We start from the raw sequence: 16,882 nt of genomic DNA on the forward strand, positions 1-16,882 counted from the left end.
GTTGTCCCCGTCCTTCCGCGACGCTCGTCTCAGCCTGCCGCTCACCGCGGCCTTCCTGCCGATGGGCCGTCACGCCGCGGGCGGCGCCCACAGGAGGCCATGAAGGGATGACCATGATCGCCCCCGGGTCCGTGTCCGCCCCGCAGTCCGCCGCCGCGCCCTCGATCAGCGACGCGGAGATCGACGCCCTCGTCGCCCGGCTCGACCTGCCCGCCAGGATACGGCTGCTGTCCGGCGCGAGCACCTTCCGCACCCAGCCGGAACCCGCGGTCGGCCTGCGCGCGATGGGCGTCTCCGACGGCCCGGCCGGCGTACGCGGCGAGAGGTGGGACGAACGCGACACCGCGCTCGTCCTGCCGTCCGCGACCGCGCTCGCCGCCGCCTGGGACGACGACCTGGTCACCCGACTCGGCGGCCTGCTCGCCGCCGAGGCCCGCCGCAAGCGGATCCACATCATGCTGGCCCCCACGCTCAACCTGCACCGCACCCCCGCCGCGGGACGGCACTTCGAGTGCTACGCGGAGGACCCGCTGCTGACCGGCCGCACCGCCGCCGCCTACATCCGCGGCGTCCAGGCCGGCGGGGTCGCCGCCACCGCCAAGCACTACGTCGCCAACGACTCGGAGACCGACCGGCTCACCCTCGACGCCCGCGTCGACGAACGCACCCTGCACGAGGTCTACCTGGCGCCCTTCGAGGCCGCGGTGCAGGCCGGGGTGTGGGTGGTGATGTCCGCCTACAACCGGGTCAACGGCGTCACGATGTCGGAAAGCCCTCTGCTGGCCGAGCCGTTGAAGGGCTCCTGGGGCTTCGACGGCGTGGTCGTCTCCGACTGGGGCGCCACCCGCAGCACCGAGACCGCCGCGCTGGCGCCGCAGGACCTGGCGATGCCGGGGCCGCACCCGCTGTGGGGCGAACCGCTGCTGGCGGCGGTGCGCGAGGGCCGGGTGCCGCAGGCCGCGATCGACGCGAAGGTACGGCGCATCCTGCGGCTGGCCGCCCGGGTCGGCGCGCTGGACGGCGTCCTGCCGCCGCGCCCCGCACCCGCGCCCCGCGACCCGCACGGGCTGCTGCGGCGCGCGGTGTCGGCCGGCTGTGTGCTGCTGCGCAACGAGGGCGGGCTGCTGCCCCTGACCCCAGCGCCCGCGCCGGGACCGTCCGGCGCGGCAACGGACTCCGCGCCGGACGGTACAGCCGGGGGGCTGCCCGGCGCGGACATCGGCGGCACGGTGGACGCGGGTGCCGGCGCGGGCCCGGACGCCGGCGCCGGTACGGCCGGGGCGCCCCGCCGGCTCACCCGGCTCGCCGTCATCGGGCCGAACGCGGCCTCGGCCCGGGTGCAGGGCGGCGGCAGCGCCGGGGTCTTCCCCGAGGCGGTCGTGTCACCGCTGGAGGGCATCGGGGAAGCGCTCTCCGGGACCGGCACCGAGATCGTGTACGCCGAGGGCGTGAACCTCGCCACCCGCCCGACCCCGCTGCACCCCGGCAACTCCCGCGACCCGCGCACCGGCGAACCCGGCGTGCTGGTCCGCTATCTGGCCGCCGACGGCCGCGAGATCTGCGCCGAGCACCGGCTCAGCGGGCGGATCCTGGAACCTGGCGACGCCCCGGAACTCGCCCGCACCGCCGCCACCGTCGAAGTCAGCGCCCTGGTCACCCCCGCGACGCCGGGGGAGTGGCGCTTCGCCGTGGTGGGCCTGGGCGCGGTCACCCTGCACGCGGACGGCGAGCCGCTGATCGACACCCATGTGGTCGCCGAGTCCGACGACCCGACCTATGTGCACGTGGCGCCGTCCTTCCGCACCGCCGCCCGCAAGGTCACCCCCGGCGAGCCGCTGCATCTGGTCGCCACCCGCGAACTCGCCCCGGACCAGGGGCTGGCCGTCGCCCTGGCCGCCGACCCGCCGCGGCCCGACGAGGACGAGGCGATCGCCGAGGCCGTCGCGTGCGCCCGCGCCGCCGACGCCGCCGTCGTGGTGGTGGGCACCACCGACGAGATCGAGAGCGAGGGCTTCGACCGCCCGTCGCTGGCACTGCCCGGCCGCCAGGACGAACTGGTGGCCGCGGTCACCGCGGCCAACCCGCGCACGGTGGTGATCGTCAACTCCGGCGGGCCGGTCGAACTCCCCTGGCGGGAGAGCGCTCCCGCGGTGCTGCTGTGCTGGTTCCCCGGGCAGGAAGCAGGACACGGCCTGGCCGATGTGCTGTTCGGCCGCGCGGAACCCGGCGGCCGGCTCCCCACCACCTGGGCCGCCGGCACCCGGGGCGCCCCGCTGCCCGCGACCGCCCCGGACGCCGGGGTGCTGGACTACGCCGAGGGCCCCTACCTCGGGCACCGCGCCTGGCGCCGGGCGGGCGCGACACCCGCGTACTGGTTCGGCCACGGCCTCGGCTACACCACGTGGGCGTACGACTCGCTGACCGTGCGCCCGGAGCCGGCCGCCGACGGCACCGGCGCCGCCGGGCCGTCGGGGCAGGGGGCCGTGGCCCTGGTGACGGTGCGCAACACCGGTGCGCGGGCCGGCCGCGAGGTCGTCCAGGTGTATCTGACCACCGGCCCCGACGACCACGACGACGGCAGTCCGAGGCTGGCCGGCTACGCCGCCGTGCACGCGGCCCCGGGCGAGGCCGCGGTGGCCGAGGTGCGGATCGAGCCGCGCGCCTTCCAGCGCTGGTCGCCGGCGGCCGGCGGCTGGGTGCCGCGCCCCGGCCCGTACACCCTGCACGCCGGCCCGTCCGCCGCCCGGCAACCGCTCTCCGGTCCGCTGGACCTCTGACCACCCCCCGGGCCCTCCGGCCCCGCTCGACCTCTGACCCGCCGGCACCGCCCGGCGCCCGTTCCACCGCTCGCCGACCCCGCTGGGCCGCACCCCCGGGACCGGGCGTCCCCCGTCCCTGACCACGGGGGGCGCCCCCGCGGGGACGGCGTCCGGCGCCCGCTCCCGGGGCGGCGGCACCGCCGGCCCGATCGCGCGGGCGGCCCCTTCACCGGCCGCTGCGTCGGCCCTTTCACCGGCCCGCGAGCAGTGCGCGGGCCGGCTCTCCTTTCAAGATCGGCGTTGTCAGTGCCCGCCGCTATGTTCAGTGGTGTCCCGCCGTCGTGGCGTGGAAATCCCCCGGGCGCAGAGGAGATGACGCGTTGTCTGACTGGGAGAGGTCGAGCACGGTGCGGGTGGTACCACCCGCCCGCCCGCGCAGGCTCGCCAAGGTCCCGTTCGTCGAACTGGCCGACGGGCGGCTGCAGGGCGTGGTGTCCAGCGGCTCGGACATCGAGCGGGTCTACGTCTCGTCGGTCGCGGCCGGCAGCTTCGCGTTCGCGTGCAGCACGAACAACAACCGCCCCTGCGGCGGCGCGCGGGGCTACTTCTGCAACCACATCCGCGCCCTGATCGGCGAGGCGGTGCTGCAGTACGGCGCCGAGCGCGTCGCCCGCGCCCTGCGGATCGAGACCGCCGACGCGGATCCGAGCGTGCTGTCGCTCGTCGCGCAGATGGGCGGCGCCCGGCCGGCACAGGGCGACACCGCGGCCGCCGCACCCGTCTTCAGCCGCTTCCTGCGCCACCTGGCGTATCTGGAGCTGGCCCCGACCACCGCCCCGCTGCCGGAGATGCAGTGGTTCCCGCCGACCAGGGCGGTGGTGTGATGCGCGCCGACCTGCTCGCGGCGAGCATCGACGGGCTGGACGAGGCGCTGGCCGCCGTCGACGCCTTCGACCAGGCCCTCGCCGCCGGCCTGCTGCGCCCGCAGCCCGCCCGGGCCGCGGGCCTGGCGGAGCTGGCCGCGGCCGTCGCGGGGACACCGCTGGCCGCCAGGGTCGCCGAGGCGGCCGAGAAGGCGGCGGCCGGCGCCGCGGGCGAGGACCACTTCGTCGCCCTCGCCGCCGCCCGCAGCGCACTGCTCGGCTCGGTCCACGACGCCCTGACGGCCCGCGTCGAGGAGGCGACCGGCAGACCCGCCGGCGGCGCCACAGCACCGGCGGCCGGCGGGCAGCAGGCGCTGAACGTGCTGGCAGCGGCCCGTTCCTGGCTGTCCGACCTGGCGCGCTGCGGCTGGCGGGGCATCGACCACGACGTGGTCGCGGGCTCCTCGCAGATCGTCTCCGCGATGCTTCCCGACCCGGCCCTGCGCCGCCTCGCGTCGCTGCTCGACGGATTCGCCGCCGAACTGGCCGCGTCCTGCCCGGGCGCCGCGCTGGAACGCGTACCGGCCCGCCGCTGGGGCGACCTGTGGTCCCGCGGGCTGCTGCTGACGCTGCCCGGCGCGGCGGGCGCGCCCGCCACCGGTACGGCCACCGGCCGGCTGCTGCCGCTCGGCGTCGACCTCCAGGAGCACGCCACCGCCGTCCAGGCCCAGGTGCACGCGGTGTTCGAGCCCGCCGACGGCGCGGCTCCGCTGCTGGTGCGGGCGAGCGTGTCGGCGCCGAAGCCGGACACGGTCGTCGGAGCGGGCCTGTGGCAGCTGCTGCGCCCGCACATGTCGCTGCTGGCCGCCGTCAGCGAGGGCCGTTCGATGGACCTGGTCGGCATGCCGGTCACCGCCGAGGGCGATCTGCTCTGGAGCGACCAGTACGCGCGGCAGGGCGAGCCGGCCGACGCGTTCAGCACCGCCCGGGTGGCGCTGCCCACCGCGACCGGGCCGGCGACCGCGCCTCTGGACCGGCACCCGGCGCGTATCGCCGTCCCCGTCCTCCTGGAGGGCTACGCCGCCGAGCAGGGCGACGAAGGACTGACCTTCACCCTCGCCGGGCAGCGGCTGGCCGTCGACACCGACCGTGTGCCGTCCGCGGGACCGCTCACCCCCGAGGCCGTCACGGCGTCGGTCGCCTGCATCGGCCTGCTCCGCTGGGACGCCGGGGTGTTCGGCGTCCAGCCGCTGGCCGTCGAGACGACCGTACGGAAGAAGCCCGTCGCGGTGCAGGCCGGGGCGTGGGCGGGCGGCACCGCGGACAAGGCCGGGGTCAAGGCCGAGAAGGCCGCCACCGACGCGGCGGCGGTACTGCGGGAGCGCGCCGGAAGGCTGTTGCGGAAATGACCGGACCCACCGCGGAGGAAGCCGCCGCGCTCTCCCACGACAACCGACGGCAGGTCATGTACTGGCGGCTGCTCGCCCGGCTCTTCGACCCGGAGGAGCAGCCCGCGCTGGAGTCGGCGAGCCTGGCCGTGGTCGAGGACATCGGGCTGCCGCCCGCGCTGCTCGACCCGCAGGCCTCCGTCGACTCGGTCGTGCAGCGCCACCCCGAACTGGCCGCCGAATTCGACCGCCTGATGCTGCCCGAGCCCGAGCCCGAGCCCGAGCCCGAGCCCGAGCCCGAGCCCGAGCCCGAGCCCGAGCCCGAGCCAGCGTCGGAAGGCGACCTTGAAGCCGATGCCGATGCCGACCTCGCGTCCGGCCCCGAGGCCGCGCCGCACGGCGGTAGCGAGGCCGGAGGCAGCGGGGGACGGGACCGCGCCGCCGAGGTACGCCGTGCCGCGCTGGTGTCGAAGGTGCTGCTCAACGTCTTCGCGACCGGCAGCGGCACCGTCACCGCCGGTCAGCTGTCCCGCTGGCAGTCCGACGCCGCCTGGCTGGAACGCGCGCTGGGCTGCGGCCCGGGCGAACTGCGCGGCGGTCGTCCGGCGGGCGGCGGTACGGGAAGCGGCGCGGGCGCCCCTGGCGGACCCGGCGTCGGCCCGACCGGCTCGGGCGCCGGGCGTACGAACCCGGACCTGAGCCGGCTGATCCCGGCCATCGGACCCGAACTCGGCGCCATCGAGGCCGACCTCGTCAAGCGGATGCACCTGCGCGAGGTGCTCGCCGACCCCAAGCTCGCCTCCCGGCTCACCCCGAGCATGTCGCTGATCGAACAGCTGCTGCGTGACAAGAACAACCTGTCGGGCGTGGCGCTGGCCAATGCCAAGGCCCTGATCCGCCGGTTCGTGGACGAGGTCGCCGAGGTGCTGCGCACCCAGGTGGAGAAGGCCACCGTCGGCCCGCTCGACCGCTCGATCCCGCCCAAGCGGGTCTTCCGCAACCTGGACCTGGACCGCACGATCTGGAAGAACCTCACCAACTGGAGCCCGGAGGAGGAGAAGCTCTACGTCGACCGGCTCTACTACCGCCACACCGCGCGCCGGACGACACCGCAGCGGCTGATCGTGGTCGTGGACCAGTCGGGCTCGATGGTCGACTCGATGGTCAACTGCACCATCCTGGCGTCGATCTTCGCCGGGCTGCCCAGGGTCGATGTGCATCTGATCGCCTACGACACCCACGCGCTCGACCTCACCCCGTGGGTGCACGACCCCTTCGAGACGCTGCTGCGCACCAATCTCGGCGGCGGCACCGACGGCACCGTGGCCATGGCGCTGGCGCAGCCGAAGATCGCCGAGCCGCGCAACACGGCCGTGGTGTGGATCTCCGACTTCTACGAGTGGCAGACCGAGCCGCTGTTCGCGAGCATGGCAGCCATTCACCGCTCGGGCGCCAGATTCATCCCGGTCGGCTCGGTGACCAGCTCCGGCCGCGGCAGCGTCAACCCGTGGTTCCGCGAGCGCTTCAAGGACCTCGGCACACCGGTGCTCTCCGGTCATATCCGCAGGCTCGTCCACGAGCTCAAGACCTTCCTCGCCTAGAAAGGCCCCGTCATGTCCGACCTGTTGCGCGCCCCCGCCGAGATCAAGTATGCTGAGGAGCTGGACTGGCTGGAGTCGGTGGACGACGGTCCCAAGCCGTTCACCTGGCGGCTCTCGCCGAAGATGGTCCGGCTGTTTGTGCTGGGCTCCGAGCGTTCCGACGGCCTGGACCGGCAGATCGCCCCGAAGTGGTTCGGCGACCGCAGTTTCGTCGAGCGCTCCATCGTCACGCTCGCCTCCGACCGCGGGCTGCTGCTGATCGGCGACCCGGGCACGGGCAAGAGCTGGCTGGCCGAACTGCTCTCCGCCGCCATATGCCGCAATTCCACGCTGGTGGTGCAGGGCACGGCCGGCACCACCGAGGACCACATCAAATACAGCTGGAATGTGTCCATGGTGATCGCCAAGGGCCAGTCCAGGCAGTCGATGATCCCCTCGCCGATCATGACCGCGATGGAGGCCGGCGCGATCGGCCGCTTCGAGGAGCTGACCCGCTCCACCAGCGACGTGCAGGACGCGCTGATCTCGATCCTGTCGGAGAAGTACATCTCGGTCCCCGAGCTGGACAGCGACAACAGCGACAACATCGTCTTCGCCAAGCCCGGCTTCTCCATCATCGCCACCGCCAACAGCCGCGACCGGGGCGTCAACGACCTGTCGTCCGCGCTCAAGCGGCGCTTCAACTTCGTCCGCATCCCGGTGGTGACGAACAAGAAGAGCGAGGCGGAGATCGTCCGATTCCGCACCGAGGAGCTGCTGCGCCGCCACCGGATCGAGCTGGACGTACCGCCGACGCTGCTCGATGTGCTGCTGCAGAGCTTCGCCGACCTGCGAGCCTCGGCCGCCGCGGCCGGCAGCGACGACGAGAAGCTGGAGTCCGCGCTGTCCACCGCCGAGCAGATCGGCGTCCTGGAGGACGCGATCCTGCACAGCAACTTCTTCGGCGAACGCGCGCTGACCGCCCACACCCTGGCGTCCTCGCTCGTCGGATCGCTCGCCCGGCGCGAACCGGAGGACCTGGCGATCTTCAACAAGTACCTGCACGGCGTCGTGGAGCCGCGCAGCAAGGAAGTGGGCGGATCCTGGCCGGAGTTCCTCGAAGGCGGCCGTGACGCGATAGCCACCCTGTCATGACCGCCGTCCAGGAGGGCCACGAAGTCCAGGAAGGCCAGGAAGCGCGGGAGGGGCGGGAAAGGCAGCAGAGCGCGTCGTTCGACGCGCTGCGCACCCAACTGCAGCAGGCCGCCACGCAGTTCGCCGACGGACCCGACGCACTGGAGGGCATCCTCCTCGGCATCGTCGACGACGTCGACCGGGCCGTGCGCGAACCGCTGGAGATCTTCCCGGTCTGCCACCACTCACCGGCCTCGGCCGTCGCGATGGCACGGCGGCTGCGGGAGAAGCAGCCGAAGACCGTCTATCTGGAGCTGTGCGAGGACATGGCGCCGCTGCTGCCGGAATTGCGCAACTGCCGGCTCCCGGTGGCGGTGCAGGCGTTCGCCAGCGAGGTCGACGGCTTCCCGCCCGAATGGGCACCGCTGTCGGTCGTCGCGCCCCTCACCGAGGCGTCGGCCGAATACCAGGCGATCGCGTACGCGCTGGACACCCCCGGCGTCGAACTGGTCCTGGTCGACCGGTCCTCCGACCACGTCTTCCAGTGGCAGACCCGCGGCCCAGGTCCCGGCGCCGGCTCCGACGCCGGCCCCGACGCGCAGCCCGCCACGTCGCCGCCCGAGGAGGAGGCGGCGCTGCACGGCGACGCGGTCGGCGTGGAGATCGGCGACCTGCGGCCGCGTTTCGCCGAGCTGGAGGAGCACCTGCTGCACCACGGCAAGGTGCGGCACTGGTCGGAGTGGTGGCACCAGTACGTCGAACTCCCGCTCGGCGACAGCGACCACGACACGTACCGGCAGGTGATGCTGCTGATCGGCAGCCTGTTCCGGCGGCTGGCGCCGGGCGACCCCGAGCGGGTCGGGGTGGACGAGGACCGCGAGCGCCACATGTGGACCAGGATGCGCGAGCACCTGGCCGCGTCCGGCACCGATCCCGCGGACTGCCTCTACGTCTGCGGCGCCTTCCACGCGGCCAGCCGGGTCGCGGAGTTCGGCGTCCACGGCGCCGACACCTTCGAGATCACCCCGCGCAGCGCCAGCACCTGGCAGTACGGCCTCATCCCGTCCAGCCACACGGCGATCGAGGCGCAGTTCGGCCTCGCCGCCGGGTCCGTGTCGATCGCCGCGACCCAGTGGGCGAAGAACCTCAGGCGCACCCGGGTGCAGCCCTTCCGGCTCGCCGGGCAGGCCGGGACGAAGAAGCCGGCGAAGGGCGGCAGGACACCGGCCCCGGCCCCCGCCGCGCCCGAGGGAGCCGCCGACGACCGGCTCACCGGCTTCCTGCGGCGCCCGCCGGTCCTGGACCGGCTGGACGAGGCGGAACTGCTCGGCTGGTCCGTCGACATCGTGCGCGCCGCCCGCCGCAGCGGCTACCTCGCCTCGACCGCGGACGCCATCGCCGTCTTCGAGACGTCGATCCTGCTGGCCGGGATGCGCGACCGGGCCAGGCCCACGCCGTACGACTTCCAGGACGCGGCGGTCACCTGCATCGAGAAGGACACGGTGCCCGGCCGGCGCGACGTGCGCCGGCTGGTGGAGATCATGATGGGCGGCGACCGGATCGGCCAGGTCGGCTACGACGCGCTGCCGCCGCTGGCCCGCGATGTGCACGACCGGCTCGCGCCGCTCGGACTGAAGCTCCAGCAGCGCGGGGTGCAGCGGGCGCTGCTCGACATGGCGGCCCGGCCGGAAGTGGCGCGGTGCTCCGACGTGCTGTGGATGCTGCGGCAGCTGATGCCGCCCGGCACCGCGCGGCCGATCATGGGCGAGCGGCGGCTCGGCGAGCACCCCATCCAGGAGTCCTGGGACATCGCGCTCGGCACCCACCAGCGGGCGCTGATCGAGCTGGGCTACGAGGGCGTCAGCATCGAGCAGGTCCTGGAGCAGCGGCTGCGGCGTACGGCGTACGGCCCGCGGGCGACCACCGCGACCGTGCTGCAGGCCGTCGAGGACGCCACGCTGTATCTGCGCAGCCGCCGGCTCGCCGACGAGCTGGGCACCCGCGCCCTGGAGGTCCTGGCGACCGAGCGCAGCGTCGACGGCGCGCCCGAGGTGCTGCGCCGGGTGCGGCGGCTGCTGGCGTACTACCGGACCGGTGAGCCGGCGCTGCCCGGCTGGATCGAGGCCTTCGTCAAGACCGGCTACGCGCACTACTGCACGCTGCTGCCGACCGCGTTCACCGACGAGGACGCGACCGCCGGCCAGGTGGCGGCGATGCTGGGCTTCCTGTTCAGCATGGAGAGCCTGGCGCTGTCGCTGGGCTGCGACCGCACCCAGCTGGAGCTGGCGTTCGCGCAGTCGCACCCGCGGGAGCCCGCCAAGGTGGCGCTGCTGTGGGCGGCGCAGGTGCAGCTCGGACAGCTGTCCCGGGCGCGGTTGCGGGCGCGCTGCGACGAGCTGCTGGGCAATCCGCTGGTGGTGCCGGCCTATCCGCGCTACCTCAGCGGCTTCCTGCACGCGCTCGAACCGGTGCCGCAGCTGGCGGACTTCGTCGTGGAGCTGGTGTCGAACGCGTTCGCCCGGCTGCCCGACCCGGTGCTGCTGCCGTGGCTGCCGACGCTGATCAGCACCCTGCGGGCCGGCGGCGCGGAAGCGGCGCCGCTGCTGATCCGGGAGGCCGGGCGGATCTTCCCCGGCCGCCTCGCGGCGCTCGACGCCTGGGTGCCGCCGTGGCTGGCCGGTCCCGAACCGGCCGCCGGGCCGCCCGCGGCAGGTGCCGGCGGGCGCGGCGCCGTCCTGCTGGCCGCCCATCCGGCGGCCTGCGACGCGTTCGCCGAGCTGCTGGGCTGCGAGGGGAGCTGGGCGGCGGACCCCGGCGCGCGGGGCGCGGCCCTGCTCGGCCGCCACCCGGACACGGCTGCCGCGCTGGAGGTGCTGCTGACGGGCTGACGGGCTCGCGGGTACGGACGGGCCTGAGGGTACGGACCGGGGGCGGCTGCGCGGTGCCGCGGTGCCTGTGGAAATCTGGGAGAGCGCTCACCGAGGGGCGGCGGGAAGGCCGCGATCTGGCACTATGTGCCATGTCGCCCGCGATTCCCGGGAGGCGTCGTGCAGTTCGGCGGCGCCTGCGGTCCGACCGGCCGGGACCGCGGCAGGACCGGTGGACCACGCGGACCGCCGGGACCGAGATCATGAGGGGAGTCCGGTGACGCGCGAGGTGGGCCGGACGACGAGAGACCTCCGTCGGCACAATCGCACCTCCGTGCTGACCAGGCTCTATCTGCACGGCTCCGCCAGCCGCTTCGACCTGATGAAGGCCACCGGGCTGAGTTCCGCGACGGTGAGCAACGTCGTCACCGGCCTGGTCGCCGACGGCCTGGTCGCCGAGGCGGGACTGCTGGACTCCGACGGCGGCCGGCCGCGTACCCTGCTCGAAGTGCGCCCCGGATACGCCCAGGTGGTCGGGGTCGACATCGGCGAGACCCATGTCCAGGTCGGCCTTTTCGACTGGACCCTGGACACCGTCGCCACCGCCACCTACCCGATGGACGAGGGCCGCCCCGAGCCCGCGGTGCTCGCGGAACTGGTACGGGCCGGCATCGAGGAGGTCACCGCGAAGGCGGGCGCCGACCCGGCCGCGCTGCTCGGCGTCGGTATCGGGGTGCCCGGCGCCGTCCTGCCCGACGGGCTGGTGCACGCGCCCACCCTCGGCTGGTCCGACGTCCCGTTCGACACGCTGCTGCGCCCCCATGTCGCCGCGCCCCTGCACCTGGACAACTGCGCCCGCACCCTCGGCCAGGCCGAGATGTGGCGGGGTGCGGGCCGCGGCGCGCAGCGGGCGATCGTCGGCCTGCTCGCGGTCGGCGTCGGCGCGGCGGTCGCCACCGGGTCGCCCGGCGGGGTGACCAGCACCACCAGCGAGTGGGGGCACACCGTGGTCGAGGCCGGCGGGGCGCTGTGCCGGTGCGGCTCGCACGGCTGCCTGGAGGCCTACGTCGGCGCGGACGCGATCCTGGAGCGCTACGCGCGGCTGGCCGGCCTCCCCGAGCAGTCCGGCGCCCCGCGCGGGGCCGGCGGCGGCGCCGACACCGAGGCGCGGCTGGCCGCGCTCGTGGCCGAGGCGGCCCGGCCGGGTCCCGCGGCCGACACGGTCCGCGCCACCGCCGAATACCTCGGCATCGGGATCGGGAACCTCATCAACCTGCTCGGCCCCGACCGGGTGATCCTGTCCGGCTGGGTCAGCGCGGCCATGGGTCCCGCGATGCTGCCCGCGGTCCGGGACGCGATGCGGCGGCACACCCTGGACTACCTGGCCGAGCGCACCGTGCTCGAACTGGGCCGGCTGGGTCCTGAGCAGGTGGCCCTCGGCGCGGCCACGCTGCCGGTGCACGAACTCCTGACGGCCGGGGGCCGCTGAGTCCCGCGGGCCGGCCCGCCGTTCCGCCATCTCGGGGAAATTTGTTCGTCACGACCGTTGACCCCCCATCGGCTTCTACTTAGTTTAAGTCTCGGAAAAAGCGGCGGCATCGTGCCGCCACCCTCCGGCACCCTGGAGCCCGCATGCCCTCCCAACCCGGCGACGGCCGGCTGTACATCGACGGGGCCTTCGTACCCGCCGCCTCCGGACGCACCGGGGCGGTCGAGGAGAAGGCCACCGGCACGCCGATCGGCAGCTACGCGCTCGGTTCGGCCGCCGACATCGACCGGGCGGTCGCCGCCGCACGGGCCGCCCAGCCCGCTTGGGGAGCGCTCTCCGCGCCCGAACGCGCCGGGTATCTGCGCGCCTTCTGCGGCTATCTGGAGGCGCACTACGAGGAGCTGGTCGAGCAGAGCATGCGCGAGACCGGCGGGGTGCGGGCCAAGGCCGAGGACGAGGTCGGCACCAGCATCCGGCAGCTCGCGCTGTCCGCCGTCCAGGTCAGTGAGAACGCCGGCGACATCCTGCCGCCGTACAAGGCGGGCAAGCTCTCGCTGTCCCGGGCGGTACCGCTGGGCGTGCTGGGGCTCATCACCCCCTGGAACTACCCGATGAATCTGGCGATGCGGGCCCTCGCGCCGGGCCTGGCCTTCGGCAACACCGTGGTCCTCAAGCCCGCCGAGCTGACCCCGGTGATCGGCGGCCAGGTGCTGGCCGCCGCCGCGGACCACGCGGGTCTGCCGCCCGGCGTGCTGAACGTGGTGACCGGGGACGGCCCCGACGCGGGCTGGCCGCTGGCCCGCCACCAGGGCCTGGACATGCTGGACTTCACCGGTTCGCGCGAGGTGGGCCTGGCCATCGACCGCGCGGCGGCGGGGGAGTTGCGCGACATCCGCCTCGAACTCGGCGGCAGCAACGCCTTCGTGGTGCTCGACGACGCCGATGTCGAACTCGCCGCGAACTGCGCCATGATCGCCTCGTTCGAATTCCAGGGCCAGACCTGCATCAGCGCCAGCCGGCACATCGTGCAGCGCGCGGCGGCCGCCGACTACCTGGACGCCCTGACCCGGCGGGCGGCGGCCCTCACCGTCGGCGACCCCTTCGCCGCCGGCACGGCGCTCGGCCCGCTGATCAGCGCCGCGCAGCGCGACCGGCTGCACCGCGACATCGTCGAACCCTCGCTGGCGATGGGCGCCCGACTGCTGACCGGCGGCACCTACGAGGGGCTGTTCTACCGGCCCACCGTGCTCGCCGACGTCACCCCCGGCATGCCCGCCTTCCGCGAGGAGGTCTTCGGCCCGGTCATCCCGGTCACCGTCGTCGACACCGAGGCCGAGGCGATCGCCCTCACCAACGGCCTTCCCATGCTGATGGATTCGGTCTTCACCCGGGACCTGGTCCGCGGACTGTCCGTCGCCGAACAGCTCCAGGCCGGCGAGGTGCACGTCAACGACGCGCACGCCAGGCACGGCGCCGAGAACCAGATGCCCGGCTTCACCCGGCGCCAGTGGATCGGACTGCAGCGCACCCCCCTGGAATTCCCCGACTGGGCCACCGCGCCCGCCAACGAAGAGAGCTGAGGACACCCCATGAGCGTGATACCGACAGGGCGGCGCGGCGCCGCCGCCGTCGCGCTGCTGGCAGCCGGGCTGCTCGTCACCACCGCGGCCTGCGGGGGCGGCGGTTCCGGCAAGAAGTCCGACGCGTCCGCCCCCGCAGGGAGCAAGGGCAAGGTCACCCTGACGTTCTGGGACTGGGACCCGAACATCGACAAAGTGGTGGCGAAGTGGAACGCCGGCCACCCCGGCATCCAGGTCAAGCTCTCCAACCCGGCAGGCGGCGACCAGCTGGTGGCGAAGATGATCACCGCCCACGAGGCCAGGAACGGCCCCGACCTCGCCAAGGTCGAATACCAGTCGCTGCCCGCGCTGGTGTCCAAGGGCGTCGTCGCCGACATCACCGCATACACCAAGGACACCGTCGCCAAGTACGACGACGCCACCTTGAAGAGCACGGTCTTCCAGGGCAAGGTCTACGGCGTCCCGCAGGACGTCGCCCCGCTGATGCTCTTCTACCGCGCGGACCTGTTCACCCGGTACGGCCTGAGCGTGCCGAAGACCTGGGACGACTTCGCAGCCGACGCGAAGGCCCTGCGGGCCAAGGCCCCCAAGGCGTATCTGACCAACTTCGACGCGGCCGACCCCGGCTGGTTCACCGGGCTCGCCCAGCAGGCCGGCGCCAACTGGTGGTCCACCAGCGGCGACACCTGGAAGGTCGACATCGCCGACGCGCCCACGAAGAAGGTGGCCGGCTACTGGCAGGGGCTCGTCGACGACGGCAGCGTCGCCAAGAACCCGTCGTTCTCCCCGCAGTGGAACAAGCAGATGAACGACGGCACCCTGCTCACCTGGATCTCCGGCGCCTGGGCGCCCGCCCAGCTCGGCGGCATCGCGCCCGCCACCAAGGGCAAATGGGCGGTCGCGGCGCTGCCGGCCTGGACCGCGGGCGACCCGGCCACCGGCATCTGGGGCGGCTCGGCGACCACCGTCACCACGGACTCCGCGCACCCCGCGGAAGCGGCCGAGTTCGCGTCCTGGCTGAACACCGACGACGCGGCGGTGACCGAGCAGGTCAAGCAGATCAACGTCTACCCGGCCGCCACCTCGGGGCGTTCACTGCCGGTGCTGCGGTCCGCGCCCGCGTTCTTCCCGAACCAGCCGGACTTCTACGCCGAGGTGAAGAAGGTCGCCCCCGCGGCCCGCAGCTTCCCGATGTGGGGCCCCGACGTCACCGTCACCTTCACCGGCTACACCGACGGTTTCAGCAAGGCCCTGCAGTCCGGCGGCTCCTTCACCGGCGCGCTCGACGCCATGCAGAGCGCGACCGTCGCCGACATGAAGAAGCTCGGATTCACGGTCGGCTGATGGCACGCAACCCCGCGGCCGCGCGCAGGACCCGCGGCTTCCCGTATCTGCTGGTCCTGCCCGCCGTGCTGCTCTTCACCGCGTTCGTGGCGGCCCCCGGCGGCTACGCGCTGCTGCTCAGCTTCCAGCGCCGCAAGGTCAACGGCGGCCTGCTCGGCGGCGGCACCCACACCGTCTTCGCGGGCCTGGCCAACTACCGTGATGTGCTGGGCGATACGGAGCTGTGGTCGGGAGTGCTGCGGATGCTGGCGCTGGGCGCCTTCACCGTGCCCGCCACCGTCCTGCTCGCGCTGCTCTTCGCGGTGCTGCTCGACCTGGAGCGGACCCGGCTCAAGCGGATCACCCGGCTGACGATCTTCCTGCCCTACGCGGTGCCCGGGGTGATCGCCTCGCTGATGTGGGGCTTCCTCTACCTGCCCGCCACCAGCCCGATCGGCGGCGACCGGGTGGACTTCTTCGGCCAGGTCGCCGTCTACTTCTCGGTCGGCAATGTCGCGGTGTGGGGCGCGGTCGGCTTCAACATGATCGTGATCTACACCGCCCTGCGCGCGCTGCCCGCCGAACTCCACGAGTCCGCCCGCCTCGACGGCGCCTCGGAGTGGCAGATCGTGCTGCGCGTCAAGGTGCCGATGGTGCTGCCCGCGGTGGTGATGTGCGGGCTGTTCACGGTGCTCGCCGCCCTCCAGGTCTTCAACGAGCCCAACACCCTCAAGCCGCTGTCCAACGCGGTGTCGTCCACCTGGGTGCCGCTGATGAAGATCTACGACGACGCCTTCGGCAACTCCGACATCTACTCGGCCGCCGCGACCTCCGTGGTGCTGACCGCCGCGGCCCTCGCGGTGTCCTTCGTCACCGCCCGCATCATCCAGTCCCGGGTCCAGCAGGAGGCCGCATGACCGCCACGGCCGGAGCCGGCCCCCGCGACCGTACCGCCCCGGTGCCCGCGGCCCGCCGGCCGCGGCGGATCGCGGTGCTCCCCACCACCGCCCTGGTGCTCGGCGCGCTCTACTGCGTCGTGCCGACGCTGTGGATCCTCATCGCGGCCACCAAGTCCCGCACCACGCTCTTCTCCACCGACACCTACGTCCCCTCGCTCGACCTCGGCATCGTCCACAACATCCGCGACCTGTCGGACTACCAGGGCGGCATCTTCTGGCACTGGATGCTCAACAGCTTCCTCTACGCCGCCGTCGGCGGGCTGCTCGCGTCGTTCGTGTCGGCCGCGACCGGCTACGCGCTGGCGAAGTACGAATTCCGCGGGCGCGGCGCGCTGTTCAACACCATCCTCGCCGGGGTGCTGCTGCCGCAGATCGTGCTGGCGGTGCCGCAGTATCTGCTGCTGTCCAAGGCCGGCATGACGGACAGCATGACCGGGGTGCTGCTGCCGCAGCTGTTCAATCCTTACGGCATCTACCTCTGCAAGATCTACGCCCAGTCCGCCGTCCCCGACTCGCTGCTCGAAGCCGGCCGGATCGACGGGGCGGGGGAGGGGCGGCTCTTCTTCTCCGTCGGCCTGCGGCTGATGGGGCCGGGTCTCGTCACGGTCTTCCTGCTGCAGTTCATCGCGATCTGGAACAACTTCCTGCTGCCGTACGTGATGCTGACCTCCGACGACAAGTTCCCGCTCACCGTGGGTCTGTACAGCCTGCTGCGGCACGGCGCCGCCGAGGCGTCGCTGTACTCGCTGGTGATCACCGGGACACTGCTCTCCGTCCTGCCGGTGATCGCGCTGTTCCTGTCGCTGCAGCGCTTCTGGCGGATCGACCTGGTGACGGGGGCCCTCAAGTAGGGGACCGCGACTCGCGCCTGTGTCCGGCCCCGAACCTGTGCGGGCTTCATGAGTCTTCATTTCTTGAAGCCCGCACAGGGGATTGACTG

11 protein-coding genes are annotated in these 16,882 nt (G+C 73.5%); all 11 read left to right on the forward strand.

The genetic code is table 11. The annotated features are described in order from the left end of the window. Nucleotides 1–107 precede the first annotated feature (107 nt). The 11 genes from OHA86_RS32315 (at nt 108) to OHA86_RS32365 (ending at nt 16,793) form a co-directional block, all read left to right on the forward strand. Nucleotides 108–2,777, forward strand: coding sequence for a glycoside hydrolase family 3 C-terminal domain-containing protein (locus tag OHA86_RS32315; RefSeq protein ID WP_329181048.1), 2,670 nt, complete (start codon nt 108–110; stop codon nt 2,775–2,777). Nucleotides 2,778–3,139: 362 nt separating this feature from the next. After that, nucleotides 3,140–3,643 carry a hypothetical protein gene (locus OHA86_RS32320; protein WP_329181050.1) on the forward strand — a complete coding sequence of 168 codons (504 nt, stop codon included), beginning with the start codon at nt 3,140–3,142 and terminating at the stop codon, nt 3,641–3,643. Then, complete coding sequence (locus OHA86_RS32325; RefSeq protein ID WP_329181052.1) at nt 3,613–5,031, forward strand: hypothetical protein; 1,419 nt, start codon at nt 3,613–3,615, stop codon at nt 5,029–5,031. Before OHA86_RS32320 ends, OHA86_RS32325 begins: the two co-directional genes overlap by 31 nt. Further along, entirely contained in the window at nt 5,028–6,611 is a 1,584-nt protein-coding gene (locus OHA86_RS32330) for a VWA domain-containing protein (protein WP_329181054.1), read from the forward strand. Before OHA86_RS32325 ends, OHA86_RS32330 begins: the two co-directional genes overlap by 4 nt. A gap of 12 nt (nt 6,612–6,623) precedes the next feature. Continuing rightward, nucleotides 6,624–7,745: an ATP-binding protein gene (locus tag OHA86_RS32335; RefSeq protein ID WP_329181056.1), complete on the forward strand. Its 1,122-nt coding sequence runs from the start codon at nt 6,624–6,626 to the stop codon at nt 7,743–7,745. Then, nucleotides 7,742–10,612, forward strand: a complete 2,871-nt coding sequence (locus OHA86_RS32340; protein WP_329181058.1) for a hypothetical protein — start codon at nt 7,742–7,744, stop codon at nt 10,610–10,612. The genes OHA86_RS32335 and OHA86_RS32340 overlap by 4 nt, the downstream gene beginning before the upstream one ends. 313 nt (nt 10,613–10,925) lie before the next feature. After that, nucleotides 10,926–12,080, forward strand: coding sequence for an ROK family transcriptional regulator (locus OHA86_RS32345; RefSeq protein ID WP_329181060.1), 1,155 nt, complete (start codon nt 10,926–10,928; stop codon nt 12,078–12,080). Between the two features lie 143 nt (nt 12,081–12,223). Beyond that, a complete protein-coding gene (locus tag OHA86_RS32350; RefSeq protein ID WP_329181062.1) occupies nt 12,224–13,660 on the forward strand; it encodes an aldehyde dehydrogenase family protein in 1,437 nt (478 codons plus the stop codon). Between the two features lie 9 nt (nt 13,661–13,669). Next, nucleotides 13,670–15,004 carry an ABC transporter substrate-binding protein gene (locus tag OHA86_RS32355; RefSeq protein ID WP_329181064.1) on the forward strand — a complete coding sequence of 445 codons (1,335 nt, stop codon included), beginning with the start codon at nt 13,670–13,672 and terminating at the stop codon, nt 15,002–15,004. After that, nucleotides 15,004–15,900 (forward strand): carbohydrate ABC transporter permease, encoded by an 897-nt coding sequence (locus OHA86_RS32360; protein WP_329181065.1) that lies wholly within the window; start codon nt 15,004–15,006, stop codon nt 15,898–15,900. Before OHA86_RS32355 ends, OHA86_RS32360 begins: the two co-directional genes overlap by 1 nt. Continuing rightward, nucleotides 15,897–16,793, forward strand: coding sequence for a carbohydrate ABC transporter permease (locus tag OHA86_RS32365; RefSeq protein ID WP_329181067.1), 897 nt, complete (start codon nt 15,897–15,899; stop codon nt 16,791–16,793). The genes OHA86_RS32360 and OHA86_RS32365 overlap by 4 nt, the downstream gene beginning before the upstream one ends. The last annotated feature ends 89 nt before the right edge of the window (nt 16,794–16,882 follow it).

Origin of the sequence: Streptomyces sp. NBC_01477 (assembly GCF_036227245.1) — a bacterium.
Taxonomy (GTDB): domain Bacteria; phylum Actinomycetota; class Actinomycetes; order Streptomycetales; family Streptomycetaceae; genus Actinacidiphila.

Bases quoted from the DNA above. Each gene is read 5' to 3' on its own strand.
- OHA86_RS32315 (WP_329181048.1), top strand. From the start codon at position 108: ATGACCATGATCGCCCCCGGGTCCGTGTCCGCCCCGCAGTCCGCCGCC.
- OHA86_RS32330 (WP_329181054.1), top strand. From the start codon at position 5,028: ATGACCGGACCCACCGCGGAGGAAGCCGCCGCGCTCTCCCACGACAAC.
- OHA86_RS32335 (WP_329181056.1), top strand. From the start codon at position 6,624: ATGTCCGACCTGTTGCGCGCCCCCGCCGAGATCAAGTATGCTGAGGAG.
- OHA86_RS32340 (WP_329181058.1), top strand. From the start codon at position 7,742: ATGACCGCCGTCCAGGAGGGCCACGAAGTCCAGGAAGGCCAGGAAGCG.
- OHA86_RS32350 (WP_329181062.1), top strand. From the start codon at position 12,224: ATGCCCTCCCAACCCGGCGACGGCCGGCTGTACATCGACGGGGCCTTC.
- OHA86_RS32355 (WP_329181064.1), top strand. From the start codon at position 13,670: ATGAGCGTGATACCGACAGGGCGGCGCGGCGCCGCCGCCGTCGCGCTG.
- OHA86_RS32360 (WP_329181065.1), top strand. From the start codon at position 15,004: ATGGCACGCAACCCCGCGGCCGCGCGCAGGACCCGCGGCTTCCCGTAT.
- OHA86_RS32365 (WP_329181067.1), top strand. From the start codon at position 15,897: ATGACCGCCACGGCCGGAGCCGGCCCCCGCGACCGTACCGCCCCGGTG.